The organism is Frankiales bacterium (assembly GCA_016125335.1).
Lineage (GTDB): Bacteria > Actinomycetota > Actinomycetes > S36-B12 > CAIYMF01 > Longivirga.
In genome coordinates this window covers 75,217-88,225 of the sequence record WGLY01000006.1, presented here as the reverse complement: position 1 = coordinate 88,225, position 13,009 = coordinate 75,217, and the positions used below count along the sequence as shown (strand labels likewise).

Genomic DNA, 13,009 nt, shown 5'->3' with positions numbered 1-13,009 from the left:
TCAGGACGCCCGCTCCCGGGCAGTTCGTGACGCGAAGCGTCAAGCACTCGAACTGCCCGGGAGCGTCTCCACCTGACAGATGCTGTCGTCGATGGGTTCGGGAACGGAGCGGCGGAATGGTCCAGGACGTGCTCAACGCCACGACCCTGGCGTCGATCTACGTGCTCTTCGCGCTCGGCATGTCGTTGGTATGGGGCACCATCGGCATCCTGAACTTCGCCCACGGCTCCATCTTCATGTTCTCCGCGTTCGTCGCGTACCTCGTCACGGAGCGGATTCCCCTCGGGATGCCGGGGGTCGTGGCCATCTCCGTCGTCACGGGGGCTGTCGTCGCCGTCGCCATGCAGTACCTGGCCTTCCAGCCGATCATGCGGCGGGCCAAGAATCAGCACGCCGGCGAGCTGCAACTCGTGATCGGCGGCATCGGTCTGTCGGCGATCCCCATCTCGATCGCCCAGCGTGTGACCCTCAGCAGCCCGTTCGGCTTCTCCGCCGGGTCGTTCGAGACCCAGGTCTACGACATCGGCGGGGTCTCGGTCACCAACGTGATGATCGTCATCCTTGTGTGCGGCCTGGGCCTCGGAGTCGGTACCGCGTTGTGGATCCGCAAGTCCAAGCGTGGCTTGGCGCTGCGGGCGTTGGGCGTGGATCCCGAGGTCTCGTCGCTGATGGGCATCGACCGTCCGCGCCTGGCGCTCGCGACGATGGCCTATGCGGGCGGCCTCGCCGGTCTGGCGGGAGCCCTGCTGACGTACTACTTCACCTCGATCACGCCCGAGTCCGGGGACTCCCTCCTGCTGAAGGCGTTCGCCGCCATCATCCTCGGCGGCGTGGGAAGCATGTTCGGCGTGATCCTGGGCTCGTTCATCCTCGCCTTCGCCGAGTTCGCCGTCCTCCTCTACACGGACGGCACCTGGGTCACCGCCGTCTCCTTCGGCCTCCTGTTCCTGATCCTGCTGGTCAGACCCCAGGGGATCTTGGGCAGGAGGGAGGTGCGCCGGACATGATCGGGTGGCTCTCGCAGAACGAGGTGCTGATCGACAGCACTCTGTCGATCTTCCTGTTGGCCGTCAGCATCCAGATCCCGTTGCGCCTCGGCGTCATCTCCTTCGCGTCCATCGGCTACTACGCGATCGGCGGCTATGGCACGGCCATTCTGATGACGCAGCACGACGTCGCGAGCTGGACCGCCGTCGCGGCCTCCACCGTGGTGGCGACCGCGGTGGCGTGGCTCCTCGGCCTGGTCATCGCGCGGCTGGCAGGTCTGTACCTGGCGATGGCGACCGTCTCGTTCTCGCTGCTGATATCTGCGGTCGCGCTGAACGGAGGATCGATCACGGGTGGTGCCGTGGGCCTCTACGGTGTCCTCGGTGACATCACCACCTGGCAGGTGGCGATCGTCGCGATCGTGGTCGCAGTGATCGTCTCGTTCACCGAGCGCGGACGATTGTCGCGTCGGTTCGACGCCATCCGCGAGGACCCGCAGCTGGCCTCCGCCATGGGTATCGCGGTAGCCCGGTACCGCCGGCTGTCGTTCCCGGTCAGCGGTTTGCTCGGCGGCCTGGCGGGCGCGCTCGCCGTCAACCTCAAGACCACGATCAGCCCGGAGAGCGTGAGTTTCAGTCTGGTCGTGCTGGCCCTCACGGTGATCATCGTGGGAGGTCAGGCGTCGTGGGTGGGTGCGCTCATCGGCTCCGTGTTCTTCGTGTGGCTCCCCGAGGTGCTGCAGTCGGTCGGGGACTGGGAAGCCGTCATCTATGGCGTCGTGGTGGTCACCGCGGCCGTGCTCATCCCGGGAGGTGTCGTCGGCGTGGTCAACGACTGGCGCCATCGACGGGAGTGGGCGAGGGAGCGCGAAGGGATCGAGCGCCTCGAGGCCGCGTCCGAGGGACCTGTCGTGGAGCACGCGGCATCCGGCGCAGGGGAGGACGGGTAGCCGTGGGTGCGGTGGACTCCAGCAGAGCGCCGAAGTACGACTACGTACCCGTCCTGGAAGCCAGGGACGTCACCGTCCGCTACGGCGGGATCAGGGCGGTCGAGGGGGTGTCCTTCGGCCTGCGCCCAGGGGAGGTCTCCGGGATCCTCGGCCCCAACGGGTCGGGCAAGACGACCCTCCTCGGCGCGCTGACGAGGATGGTGCAACTGACCCGGGGAGAGATCCGGTGCGGGGGGACCGACTACTCGAAGGTCAAGCCTGAGCGGGTCATCGGTCTCGGGATCTCTCGCACGTTCCAGACGGTGCGGCTGCTTCCCGAGCGGACCGTCTGGGACAACATCGTGCTGTCCACCGACGTCGTGCTCAGCAGCCGCAGCGCCGACATCGAGGGGCTTGTCAGGCAGGCAATCGCACGCACGGGGCTCGAGGGCTTCGAGAAGGCCCGGCCGGACGAGCTGTCCTACGGGGTGCAGAGGCGGGTCGAGATCGCGCGCGCCATCGCGGTCCAGCCCCGCGTGCTGCTGCTGGACGAGCCGACCGCCGGCATGACCAAGACGGAGCGAGCGGACATCAGCAGGCTGATCGGCAGCCTGCGATCCGAGGGGCTGACCCAGCTTCTCGTCGAGCACGACGTCGCGATGATGGTGGACACCTGCGACTACTTGTATGCCATGAACTTCGGCTCGCTCATCGCCGAGGGTTCGCCCCAGGACGTCGTCCGCAACGCAGCGGTCCAGGAGGCCTATCTGGGCAAGCACGGGAGGCAGCATGCTTGAGGTCTCGGACCTCGTCGTCCGTTACGGGCCCGTCCAGGCGGTCAACGGGATGCGCCTGTCGACCGGGCCGGGTCGGATCACCCTCGTGCTCGGGGCGAACGGCGCCGGGAAGACGACCACGCTCCGTGCCATCTGCGGGCTGCAACGTGCCGAGCGGGGGTCGGTCACCCTCGACGGCAGGGAGCTGTTGGGGATGCCCCCGAGCCGGATCGTGAAGCTGGGCGTGGCCATGGTCCCGGAGGGCCGGCGCGTGTTCGCGCCGCTGACCGTGCTCGAGAACCTCAAGCTCGGCGGGTACACCGCCTCCAAGGCCGAGGCGGCGGCCACGCTGCAGGAGGTCTTCGAGCAGTTCCCGATCCTGGCCGATCGTCGCAACGGGCCCGCGGGCCTGCTGAGCGGCGGTGAGCAGCAGATGCTGGCTTTCGGCCGCGCACTGATGAGTCAGGCCAGCGTGATCCTCATGGACGAGCCCTCGATGGGGCTCGCGCCCGCCGTGGTGGACAGCGTGCTCGTCAGTGCGCGCGGCATCGCCGACTCGGGCAAGTCCGTGCTCATGGTGGAGCAGAACGCGGAGGCGGGACTCGAGGTCGCCGACACCGTCGTCGTCGTCTCGAGGGGCGAGGTCGTATACGAGGGCACCGTCGCTGAGGCGCGCAAGAACCCCTCCCTCGTCCGGGCGTTCCTGGGAGACGCCGCGCTCGTCGAGGGCTGAGGGCCGAGGCCACCGCCGACGGTGCCCTCAGGAGGCGCGGAACTCACAGGCGTGCGACGAGCCCGCCGTCGATCGCCTGCTCGGTCCCGGTGACCCAGGCGGACTCGTCGCTGGCCAGGTACACCGCGTAGGAGGCGACGTCGGACGGCGCCCCGAGACGCCCGAGGGGGTAGTCGGCGCCTCGGCGGGCGATCGCCTCGGCCGCGCCGCCGTCACCGAAGCGCTGGCGGTAGGCCTCCTCCACCAAGGGAGTGGCGATGGTGCCGGGGCAGATCGCGTTGCAGCGGATCCCGTAGGGCGCGTACTCCACCGCGAGCTGGCGCATCAGCCCGAGGACCCCTGCCTTGGCCGCCGAGTAGGACGCCAGATTCGCCATCCCCTTCAGGCCGGCAGCACTCGACTGAAGGATCAGCGAGCCGGACCTGCGCTCCATCATCCCGGGGAGCACGGCCCTGACGGAGAAGAAGACGCCGTCCAGATTCGTCGAGATGACACGGCGCCACTGCTCGAGGGGCATGTCGTGGGCTGCTCCCTCGCCGCTCACACCGGCATTCGCGAAGAGCACGTCGATGTCGCCGACCGCGGCTCTGGCGGACTCCACGGCCCGCACCATGGCGGCCGGTTCGCAGACGTCGGCCCCGACGCCCACCGCCTGTCCTGGTAGCCGGTCGGCGACCTCCTGCGCGGCCTCCTCGGAGAGGTCGACGCACACGACCGTGGCCCCTTCGGCGGCGAACCGCTCGCAGGCCGCGAGGCCCAAGCCGGATGCCCCACCCGTGATCATGGCCACCTTGCCGCTCAGCCTCGACCCCGTCACGTGAACCTCCACACCCGAGCGCCACGAAAGTTCCAGCGCACATCCATCCCTATGATTGTCAGTGATCGTACGGGATGTTGCGATCGAACGTGGCGGGACCCGAGTGTGGACCGGTCAGGTGAGCGGCGACCAGGGGACGACCTCGTTGAGGACCTCGGGGAACTTCTTGCGCACGTAGCGCTCGTAGGCGCTGATGTGCTCGGTCATCCGGGCCTGGGCGGCCTCGGGGTCGCCGTCGCGGAAGGCGAAGAAGATCTCCTCGTGCGCCGTGAGGATCGCCTTGCGGCGGTGGCTGGGGTAGTCGATCCCCACGACCGTGCCGTCCATGATCTCCAGCAGCGAGTCGACGAGGTACCCGAACAGGACGTTGCCCGACGCCCAGGCGATCACGTCGTGGAACCGCTTGTTGGCCTCGAGGAATGTCGGCTGGTGGTCGAGGTGGTCCCTCATCTGCACGATCGTCTCCTCGAGGTCGGCCAGGTCCTCCGGGGAGATGCTCGTCGCGGCCATGTTGCTGATCATCGGCTCGAGGGCTGTTCGAACCTGCACGATCTCGCGGAACGGCGCGTGATTGAGCTGCATCAGCAGTACCACCGTGCTCGCGAGGTGGCTCGCGTCCGGGTTGAGCAGCACGGGGCCGCCGCGAGGTCCTGGCTTGAGTGCGATGACGCCCTGGAACTCCAGGTAGCGCAGCGCTTCGCGCAACGTCCCCCTGCCTGTCTGGTACTGCTCGAGCATCGTCCGCTCGGGTGGCAGGACGTCTCCCTGTCGCAGCCCCCCGTTGGTGATGTCGCGGACGATGCGCTGGGCGATGAGCATGGCCGCCTTGGGGGCGCGTGGAACCGCGCCGTTCCCGGGCCGGGTCGAACCGCTCACGTCGCGCACGACTACCTCCTGCGATGGATGCCGACGTAGTGTCCCGTACTCGGCCGACGGATTCCTAGTCCTCATGAGTATGTTCACCATTACCATGATTGTCTGCCGCAGAGGCCGTAGAGCCCTCCGGCTCCAGAAGGCGCGGGTGCTCCCGGCGCCGCAGAAGGGGTGGCATGAACGACGTCAACGTCGAGCATCGGGGCGACGCGACCTGGATCCGTCTCAACCGCCCCGAGCGCCGCAACGCCTTCGACCCCGGCATGTCCCGGGCCATGGTCGAGGCGCTCGACGGCGCCACGGCGTCCCGGGCGGTCGTGATCACCGGGAGCGCCGGGAGCTTCTGCGCCGGTGGCGCGCTCACCTCGCTCGCTCACCCGACCGAACCCGAGATGCGTGCGATGTACGAGAACTCGCTGCGCCTGTTCGACGCGATCCGACGCTGTCCCCGACCCGTGATCGCGGCGGTGAACGGTGCTGCCGCCGGCGGCGGAAACGAGCTGGTGGTGGCCTGCGACCTCGCCATCGCCGCCCGGTCTGCCACGTTCGGCCAGACCGGTCCGCGTGTGGGCAGCGCACCCGTGACAGGCGCCACGAACGTGATGGGGTTGCAGGTCGGGGAGAAGCGCGCAAAGGAGATCAGCATGCTCTGCCGTCGGTACTCCGCCGACCAGGCGCTGCAGCTGGGCCTGGTCAACGCCGTCGTCGACGACGACCGGCTCGAGGACGAGGTCGACTCGTGGGTCGCCGAGCTGTCGCTGCTGAGCGCTCGCTACCTGGAGATCACCAAGGTCAGCTCCAACGTGTGGTGGAACGCCGCCCGCGACTCGTTCAGCACCGGGCTGGGGATGCTGATCCAGGCGGTCGGCAGCCAGGACATGGTGGAGGGTGCCAACGCCTTCCTGGAGAAGCGACGTCCGTCGTTCCCCCCACCGCAGTAGAAGCGCACCTGCGGCGACGCCCGGAACGTCGCTGAAGGCGAAGAGGTCAGCGGCCCCGCCACTGGGGGGCGCGCTTCTCTGCGAACGCCCGTGCCCCCTCCTGGGCATCCTCGGAAGCGCGCACCGGCTCGGTGACCAGGCGCTGGCGTTCGAAGCGCTCCGTGCGCGGCCACGCCGGCGACTCGACGAGCACCTGCTTGGTGGCACGGACCGCGAGCGGACCGTTTCCCGCGATCCTGCGGGCGAGGGCGACTGCCGTGTCGAGCGCCTCGCCCGCCTCGGTGAGGTGGTTCACCAGCGCGGCACGGTGCGCGGTCTCGGCATCCACGAGCTCGCCGGTCAGCGCCCACTCCATGGCCAGGTGGTAGGGCACCCGCTCCGGCAGGCGGAGCAGCCCGCCGCCGGCAGCCACCAGACCTCGCCTCACCTCGGGTAGGCCGAAGCGGGCATCCCTGGACGCCACGATCAAGTCGCACGCCAGGGCGATCTCGAAGCCACCAGCAAGGGCGTAGCCCTCGACGGCGGCGATCATCGGCTTCCCGGGAGGCGCCTCGACGATCCCGGCGAAACCACGTCCGGGTACGGAAGGCCGCTCCCCGGCGAGGAACGCCTTCAGGTCCATGCCCGCGCAGAAGGTTCCACCGGAACCGGTGATGATCCCGATGGTGAGGTCGTCACGACGGTCCAGCTCGTCGATCGCTCGGCCGATCGACGTCGCGGCCGCGGTGTTGATGGCGTTGCGCGCCTCCGGACGGTTGATGGTGATGATGCGGACCCCGTCACGGTCGTCGACCAGAACCTCGTCGCTCATCGAGGGGCCATCCGGATCGCTCCGTCCAGCCGGATGGTCTCCCCGTTCAGCATCGCGTTGTCGATGATCTGCAGGGCGAGCATCGCGAACTCGTCCGGCCGGCCCAGGCGCGCGGGATGGGGGACCTGCGCGGCCAGGCCCGCCCGGACCTCGTCGGAGAACCTGGACAGGATGGGGGTGTCGAAGATGCCCGGGGCGATGCTGCACACACGGATTCCCCGCTGGGCCAGGTCCCGTGCGGCCACCAGGGTCATGCCGACAACGCCTGCCTTGGCGGAGGCGTAGGGGATCTGCCCGATCTGCCCCTCCCAGGCCGCCACCGACGCCGTCATGATGCAGACGCCGCGCTCGTCGGCCACCGGGTCGTGCGCCGCCATCCGGGCGGCCGCCAGGCGCAGCATGTTGAACGAGCCCACCAGGTTCAGCCGCACGAGGCTCTCGTAGGTCTCGACGTCGCCCGGATTGCCGTCGCGATCGACAACCCGCAGCGTGCCGCCCTTGCCGGCGCAGTGCACGAGGGCTCTCAGCGGAGCCCGCTCCTCGGCCAGGTCCAAGGCGCTCTCGACCGCCGCGGTGTCCATCACGTCGGCCGGAGCGAACACGGCCGTCGGACCCAGCTGCCGGGCGATGTCCGAACCGTCGGAGGACGGCAGGTCGATGATGACCACCGGGACCCCCCGCGCCGTCAGAGCCTGCGCCGTCGCACGACCGAGCCCGGAGGCCCCGCCCGTGACGACGGCGGAAGCGCCCTTGAGGTCCATGCGTGTCCCCTCAGTCCAGTCGCTCGATGATGGTGGCGTTGGCCATCCCGCCGGCCTCGCACATGGTCTGCAGGCCGTACCGTCCACCGGTCCGCTCGAGGTGGTGGATCAGCGTTGTCATGATCCGCACTCCTGAGGCGCCCAAAGGGTGCCCGAGTGCGATCGCGCCACCGCAGGGGTTGAGGATCTCGTCGGGCACGCCGAACTCGGCCTGCCATGCCAGCGGGACGGACGCGAACGCCTCGTTGACCTCCACCGCGTCGATGTCGCGCAGACTCATGCCCGCGGCCGCGAGCACCTTGTGGGTGGCGGGTATCGGGCCGGTGAGCATGAGCAGTGGGTCGTCGCCGACCACGGCTGAGGCGACGATGCGGGCGCGTGGCCGCAGCCCCGCCGCTCGGGCCGCGGACTCGCTCATGATGAGCAGTGCCCCTGCGCCATCGGTGATCTGGGACGCGTTGCCGGCGGTGATCCTCCATTCGTCGATCTCGGGGAGCAGCGCGCGGTTGGCCTCGGTGTCGAAGGCCGGGGCGAGCTCAGCGAGCCGTTCCGGGGTGGTGCCTCGCCTGATCGACTCGTCCCGGGCGAGCACATCACCACCCGCGACGGCGACGGGGACGATCTCAGCGTCGAAGCCACCGCTGTCCGCGACGGCGGCGGCGCGCGCGTGCGAGGCGGCGGCGTACTCGTCCAGCTGCACCCGGTCCAGCTTCCACCGCAGCGCCACCAGCTCCGCGGACAGCCCCTGCGGGACCAAGCGGGGGTAGCGTGCGCGCACCGTCGGGCCGTGGGGGTCCGCACCCATGCGTGCCGATCCCATGGGCACCCTGCTCATGGACTCGAGCCCCGCGGCGATGACCACCTCGTAGGCGCCGGCGACGATCCCCTGGACGGCGAAGTCGACGGCCTGCTGGCCGCTGCCGCACTTGCGCTCGATCGTCACGGAAGGGACATGTTCCGGGAAGCCGGCAGCCAGGAGCGCCTGGCGGCCGGGGGTTGCCGACTGCTCACCCGCCTGCGACACGCACCCCACCAGAACGTCCTCGACGTCCCCGGGGTCGACTCCCGTGCGTGCGGTGAGAGCGGCCAACGTACCGGCGAGCAGGTCCACCGCGTGCACGCCGCTCAGGGCCCCGCCGGGCTTCCCTCTGCCCATCGGGGTCCGGACGGCATCGACGATCACCGCGTGCGGCATCCGCGCGTCCCTTCCTCGGAGACCTGTCGAGGGCATGGTTCGCCTGATCCCTCTATCCATCACAACTAATATCATGGATTACGCACGAGGTCGCACCAGGCACGTCAGGAGGAGGGCTCATGCAACGGTTCGGAGTCGACGACGTGGAGGATCTCTCTGCGGTGACCCTGCTGGATGACGACCGTCGAGTCCTGCTGGACATGCAGACGGAGTGCACCTTCGTGTTCAACCGGCCGGGGGGATGGCCCTCGGGTGTCGTCATGAGCTTCCTGGCTCACGAGGGCGATCTCTGGTTCACCTCCGTGGCCGACAGGGCGCAGGTCGCCTCGCTCGCCAGTGACCCGCGGGTCACGCTGGTCATCAGCAACGCCGGGACGTCGAGCCCCGGCCGTCAGATGCTCGCGATCAGAGGCGTGGCGACGGTGCACCGCGACCGCGAGATCCTGGACACCATGCTGCTGGCCATCGCCGGCCGACTGCAGCCAGCCGATCCCAGGGCCTTCGTGAGGCTGCTGGACAGCCCGCAACGGGTGGTGATCCAGGTGCGCCCCGTCGCCGTGTCGGCGAGCCACGACTCGCGCCGCATGCCGGGTGACGGGCGCGGCCTGCCGCGGCGTGACGAGACGTAGAGCCGGGGCCGTCCGCTCGCCGATCGGCCGGGAGGCCCCAGGTCGGCAGGAGCGGTTCGGCTAGGCCAGGTGATCCGACCAGGTGGGCAGCGACTCCGGCAGATCGGCCTCCTGGAAGGGGGTCTGCGGCCACCGGATCCTGCGGGTGTCACCGAAGCCTGTCGCCATGGACTCGAACGGCAGCACGTACGTGTAGCGCAGCCGACGGCGGGAGAAGCGCCACCGGCCCGCTTCCACGGCGTACTCGTCGTCATAGCGGTACGCGGCCAGCATGAGCGTGCCCTCGAGCACGAGCTCCGCGTGCCCGGTGGCCACGCCCGAGGCCGTGCGGGGGTCGCCCTGCTCGACCGTGATCACGTGCATCTCGGGCGTGTGCAGCGTGGTGCTGTACCGCGACATCATCGTCGTGAAGAAGGAGTGCAGCGCGTCCTGCCCGGCTGTCGTGACCCCGGCGCGCTCGAACGCACCGTGCTCGGTGAAGCACGCCAGGGTGGTGGCGAGGTCGTGGCCGTCCACCGCCATGGAGTAGACGGCCGAGAGGTTCCTGATGGCCTGCTGGTCGGCGAGCTCCCGCACGGTCGCGGCGATCTCTTCGGTGGTGCCCGGCGAGATCGCGGCGGCGGCCGCCAGTCGGTCCATGTCTGCTCCCTGATGGCGATGGGGACGACTCCGTCCCCTATTCTAGGATTATCATTGTAAGAGTTGCACCGTGCGGGCCCGATGCGCCCGTCTCGACCGTGCGCCCGCCGCTCAGGAGGCGCTCCGGTGCCCGGAGGAGAGGTGGTTGTCATGGTCGCCATGGGCCTGCTGCTCAGCGACGTGCCGACGTCCGTCCCACCCAGCCAGCAGTTCCGCGACGTGGTCAGGATCGCGCACGAGGCGCAGGACGCCGGCTTCACCTACATCGTCATCGGGCAGCACTTCCTGTACGGGGACCTGCGCTGGCTGCAGCCGGTCCCGCTGCTGGCCCGCCTGGCCGCGGAGGTGAACCCCGACGTCCGCCTCGCCACCCAGATCATGATCGCCCCCCTGTACCACCCGGTCATGCTCGCCGAGGAGCTGGCGACGCTGGACGTCGTGACCGAGGGGCGCCTCATCTTCGGCGCGGGGCTGGGATACCGGGCCGAGGAGTTCGACTACCTCGGCATCCCGTTCAAGGAGCGCGCCGGACGGATGAACGAGATCCTCGAGCTCCTCCGGATGCTCTGGACCCAGGACGAGGTCACCTTCCACGGCACCTACTTCACCCTCGAGGGGGTTCGGCCCCACCTTCGCCCCGTCCAGGATCCGCTGCCCATCTGGATCGGTGCCCATTCCCTCGCCGGCGCCAAGCGGGTCGGCCGGTACGGCGACGGCTACGCGTGCCCGCCCGAGACGCCGGTGGAGGAGGTGCGAGAGCGCTACCGGGTGGTCGCTGAGGGCTTCGCCGAGCGCGGGAAGCCCTTCTCCCCCCAGCCGTTGCGTCGCAATGTGCTGGTGGCGGACTCCAAGCAGGAAGCCCTGGCGGAGTACGCACGGGTGGCCCAGGGGCGGTACATCACCTACCTGAACCGAGGCCTGGACGTCATGGCCGGGACGGACCTGGACAACGACTTCGCCAAGGCGGTGGAGTCCCACGCCGTGGTCGGCACGCCGGACGAGGTGACAGCCGCCCTGGTGGACCTCGTCACGCAGCTTCCCGTGGACCCCCTGCTCGTACGCCCCCAGTGGCCCACCATGGATGCCGACGAGACCGTCGCAGCGATCCGGCGGCTCGGCCGCGATGTCGTCCCCACCATCAGGGCGATCCCGCCTCGCACTATTCTCTAAATCATGGTCATGGTTATACTGGATTCACAGGCCCATCGCACGTCCCGGCTCGGGGCAGGGCGACTGGGCGGGGAGGTCAGGGAGTGACGCGCACGTACACCGACCTGATTCCGACGTTCCCGGACCGCCGGGACTGGAGCCTGGCGGCGGTCCTGCGGCGGTGGGTCGCCGAGCGGCCCGACGCCGAGTTCCTTGTCGCGCCTGAGGAGGGGAAGCGGTGGACCTACGGGCAGATCTCGTCGTCGGCCCACGCGGTGGCGGGCGGGCTGCTCGACGCCGGGGCCGTGGCGGGAGACCGGGTCCTGATCATGGCGATCAACTCCTCCGAGTTCGTGCGCACCTGGCTCGCGACAGCGGTGTCCGGCATGGTCGAGGTGCCGATCAACACGGCCTATGAGGGCGAGTTCCTCCGGCACCAGGCGACGGTGACCTCGCCGCGGTGGGCGGTGATCGACGACGAGTACGCCGAGCGCTTCGTCAGCCTGCGCGACCGACTGCCGTGGCTGGAGGGCTTCTGGGTCATCGACCGGGGCGGTGCCACCCAGGCGATCGCCGGCCTGAGGGCCGCAGGGTGGAAGGCCGAGCGTTGGGACGTGCTGGAGGAGGCCGCCCCTCGTGACCTGCCGGCACCGGCCCCGCGCGACCTGGCCTCGATCTTCTTCACCTCCGGCACGACGGGTCCTTCCAAGGGCGTGGCGATGCCGCACGCCCAGATGTACTTCTTCGCCGACGAGGTGGTGTCGCTGACCCGGTTGACCGGTGACGACACCTACATGACCGTCACCCCGCTGTTCCACGGGAACGCACAGTTCATGGCCGCCTACCCGGCGCTGGTGGCGGGCGCCCGGCTGGTCATCCGATCGCGGTTCAGCGCCAGCCGCTGGGTCGACCAGGTCCGCGAGGAGGGGGTGACCGTCACCAACTTCATCGGCGTGATGATGGACTTCCTCTGGAAGCAGCCCGTCCGTCCCGACGACGCGGACAACCAGGTCCGGTGCGTCTTCTCGGCCCCTACGGCGAGCTCCATCCTGAGCGAGTTCCGCGAGCGGTTCGGCATCGAGGCGTTCGTCGAGGTGTTCGGCCTGACCGAGACCTCGGCGCCGATCCTCTCCCCGTACGGCGAGGAGAGGCCGGCAGGTGCGGCGGGGCTCGTGGCGTCGGACTGGTTCGACGTCCGCCTGGTCGACCCGGACACCGACGAGGAGGTCCCGGTGGGCGAGGTGGGGGAGCTCGTCGTTCGGCCGAAGCACCCGTGGACGTGCAGCCTGGGCTACTACGGGATGCCCGAGAAGACGTCGGAAGCGTGGCGGAACCTCTGGTTCCACACCGGTGACGCGCTGCGACGCGACGACGAGGGCTGGTACTACTTCGTCGACCGCTACAAGGACGCTCTCCGGCGGCGCGGCGAGAACATCAGCTCCTACGAGGTGGAGCAGGCCATCCTCGGACACGAGGCAGTCGCCGAGTGCGCCGTGGTGGCCGTGGCGGCCGACGTCGAGGCGGGCGAGGACGAGGTGATGGCGGTCGTGGTCCCGTCCGGACCGGTCACCGCTCCGGAGCTGTGGTCGTTCTGCGAAGGTCGAATCCCCGCGTTCGCCATCCCGCGGTACGTACGGTTCGTCGAGGCGCTCCCGCGCACCCCGTCGGAGAAGATCCGCAAGTCCGTGCTCCGCGAGGAGGGCGTGACGGCGGACACCTCCGACCGCGCCCGCGACCAGCGGGCCTAGCCGCGCGCCCTGACGGCATCCC

14 protein-coding genes are annotated in these 13,009 nt (G+C 69.5%); 8 read left to right on the top strand and 6 right to left on the bottom strand.

Annotation, left to right across the window (positions count from 1 at the left end; all coding sequences use genetic code 11):
- Window positions 1-116: 116 nt before the first annotated feature.
- Genes GC157_03940 through GC157_03925 form a run of 4 tightly spaced genes read left to right on the top strand, consistent with a single transcriptional unit; the run spans window position 117 to window position 3,424 of the window.
- Complete coding sequence (locus tag GC157_03940) at window positions 117-1,007, top strand: branched-chain amino acid ABC transporter permease (GenBank protein MBI1376621.1); 891 nt, start codon at window positions 117-119, stop codon at window positions 1,005-1,007.
- The gene (locus GC157_03935; protein ID MBI1376620.1) at window positions 1,004-1,936 is read left to right on the top strand and encodes a branched-chain amino acid ABC transporter permease; all 933 of its coding nucleotides are present in this window, start codon (window positions 1,004-1,006) and stop codon (window positions 1,934-1,936) included. Before GC157_03940 ends, GC157_03935 begins: the two co-directional genes overlap by 4 nt.
- A gap of 2 nt (window positions 1,937-1,938) precedes the next feature.
- A complete protein-coding gene (locus tag GC157_03930) occupies window positions 1,939-2,712 on the top strand; it encodes an ATP-binding cassette domain-containing protein (GenBank protein ID MBI1376619.1) in 774 nt (257 codons plus the stop codon).
- Window positions 2,705-3,424: an ATP-binding cassette domain-containing protein gene (locus GC157_03925; protein ID MBI1376618.1), complete on the top strand. Its 720-nt coding sequence runs from the start codon at window positions 2,705-2,707 to the stop codon at window positions 3,422-3,424. Before GC157_03930 ends, GC157_03925 begins: the two co-directional genes overlap by 8 nt.
- A 43-nt stretch (window positions 3,425-3,467) precedes the next feature.
- Here the strand turns inward: GC157_03925 and GC157_03920 are convergent, their stop codons facing one another.
- Together GC157_03920 and GC157_03915 are read right to left on the bottom strand one after the other, a co-directional pair.
- A complete protein-coding gene (locus tag GC157_03920) occupies window positions 3,468-4,208 on the bottom strand; it encodes a glucose 1-dehydrogenase (protein ID MBI1376617.1) in 741 nt (246 codons plus the stop codon).
- A gap of 147 nt (window positions 4,209-4,355) precedes the next feature.
- Window positions 4,356-5,060, bottom strand: coding sequence for an FCD domain-containing protein (locus GC157_03915; protein MBI1376616.1), 705 nt, complete (start codon window positions 5,058-5,060; stop codon window positions 4,356-4,358).
- 230 nt (window positions 5,061-5,290) lie between these two features.
- Here GC157_03915 and GC157_03910 point away from each other — a divergent pair, with 230 nt between their 5' ends.
- Window positions 5,291-6,055 (top strand): enoyl-CoA hydratase/isomerase family protein, encoded by a 765-nt coding sequence (locus tag GC157_03910; GenBank protein MBI1376615.1) that lies wholly within the window; start codon window positions 5,291-5,293, stop codon window positions 6,053-6,055.
- A gap of 46 nt (window positions 6,056-6,101) precedes the next feature.
- Here GC157_03910 and GC157_03905 read toward each other — a convergent pair whose 3' ends face one another.
- The 3 genes from GC157_03905 to GC157_03895 are packed head-to-tail and all read right to left on the bottom strand — an operon-like array spanning window position 6,102 to window position 8,822.
- Window positions 6,102-6,866, bottom strand: a complete 765-nt coding sequence (locus GC157_03905) for a crotonase/enoyl-CoA hydratase family protein (protein ID MBI1376614.1) — start codon at window positions 6,864-6,866, stop codon at window positions 6,102-6,104.
- Window positions 6,863-7,627 carry an SDR family NAD(P)-dependent oxidoreductase gene (locus tag GC157_03900; protein ID MBI1376613.1) on the bottom strand — a complete coding sequence of 255 codons (765 nt, stop codon included), beginning with the start codon at window positions 7,625-7,627 and terminating at the stop codon, window positions 6,863-6,865. The genes GC157_03905 and GC157_03900 overlap by 4 nt, the downstream gene beginning before the upstream one ends.
- 10 nt (window positions 7,628-7,637) lie before the next feature.
- A complete protein-coding gene (locus GC157_03895; protein ID MBI1376612.1) occupies window positions 7,638-8,822 on the bottom strand; it encodes an acetyl-CoA C-acyltransferase in 1,185 nt (394 codons plus the stop codon).
- 119 nt (window positions 8,823-8,941) lie between these two features.
- Here GC157_03895 and GC157_03890 point away from each other — a divergent pair, with 119 nt between their 5' ends.
- Window positions 8,942-9,451: a hypothetical protein gene (locus GC157_03890; protein MBI1376611.1), complete on the top strand. Its 510-nt coding sequence runs from the start codon at window positions 8,942-8,944 to the stop codon at window positions 9,449-9,451.
- 60 nt (window positions 9,452-9,511) lie between these two features.
- On the opposite strand, the gene GC157_03885 is transcribed toward GC157_03890, so the two are convergent.
- A complete protein-coding gene (locus GC157_03885; protein ID MBI1376610.1) occupies window positions 9,512-10,090 on the bottom strand; it encodes a nuclear transport factor 2 family protein in 579 nt (192 codons plus the stop codon).
- 150 nt (window positions 10,091-10,240) lie between these two features.
- Between GC157_03885 and GC157_03880 the strand changes: the two genes are divergently transcribed.
- Together GC157_03880 and GC157_03875 are read left to right on the top strand one after the other, a co-directional pair.
- Complete coding sequence (locus tag GC157_03880) at window positions 10,241-11,260, top strand: LLM class flavin-dependent oxidoreductase (GenBank protein ID MBI1376609.1); 1,020 nt, start codon at window positions 10,241-10,243, stop codon at window positions 11,258-11,260.
- An 83-nt stretch (window positions 11,261-11,343) separates the two neighbouring features.
- The gene (locus tag GC157_03875; GenBank protein MBI1376608.1) at window positions 11,344-12,987 is read left to right on the top strand and encodes an AMP-binding protein; all 1,644 of its coding nucleotides are present in this window, start codon (window positions 11,344-11,346) and stop codon (window positions 12,985-12,987) included.
- Window positions 12,988-13,009: the final 22 nt, after the last annotated feature.

Coding starts and splice junctions, on each gene's coding strand:
- GC157_03890 (MBI1376611.1), top strand. CDS start 8,942: ATGCAACGGTTCGGAGTCGACGACGTGGAGGATCTCTCTGCGGTGACC.
- GC157_03880 (MBI1376609.1), top strand. CDS start 10,241: ATGGTCGCCATGGGCCTGCTGCTCAGCGACGTGCCGACGTCCGTCCCA.
- GC157_03900 (MBI1376613.1), bottom strand. CDS start 7,627: ATGGACCTCAAGGGCGCTTCCGCCGTCGTCACGGGCGGGGCCTCCGGG.
- GC157_03905 (MBI1376614.1), bottom strand. CDS start 6,866: ATGAGCGACGAGGTTCTGGTCGACGACCGTGACGGGGTCCGCATCATC.
- GC157_03915 (MBI1376616.1), bottom strand. CDS start 5,060: ATGCTCATCGCCCAGCGCATCGTCCGCGACATCACCAACGGGGGGCTG.
- GC157_03935 (MBI1376620.1), top strand. CDS start 1,004: ATGATCGGGTGGCTCTCGCAGAACGAGGTGCTGATCGACAGCACTCTG.
- GC157_03895 (MBI1376612.1), bottom strand. CDS start 8,822: ATGCCGCACGCGGTGATCGTCGATGCCGTCCGGACCCCGATGGGCAGA.
- GC157_03925 (MBI1376618.1), top strand. CDS start 2,705: ATGCTTGAGGTCTCGGACCTCGTCGTCCGTTACGGGCCCGTCCAGGCG.
- GC157_03885 (MBI1376610.1), bottom strand. CDS start 10,090: ATGGACCGACTGGCGGCCGCCGCCGCGATCTCGCCGGGCACCACCGAA.
- GC157_03920 (MBI1376617.1), bottom strand. CDS start 4,208: ATGATCACGGGTGGGGCATCCGGCTTGGGCCTCGCGGCCTGCGAGCGG.
- GC157_03940 (MBI1376621.1), top strand. CDS start 117: ATGGTCCAGGACGTGCTCAACGCCACGACCCTGGCGTCGATCTACGTG.
- GC157_03910 (MBI1376615.1), top strand. CDS start 5,291: ATGAACGACGTCAACGTCGAGCATCGGGGCGACGCGACCTGGATCCGT.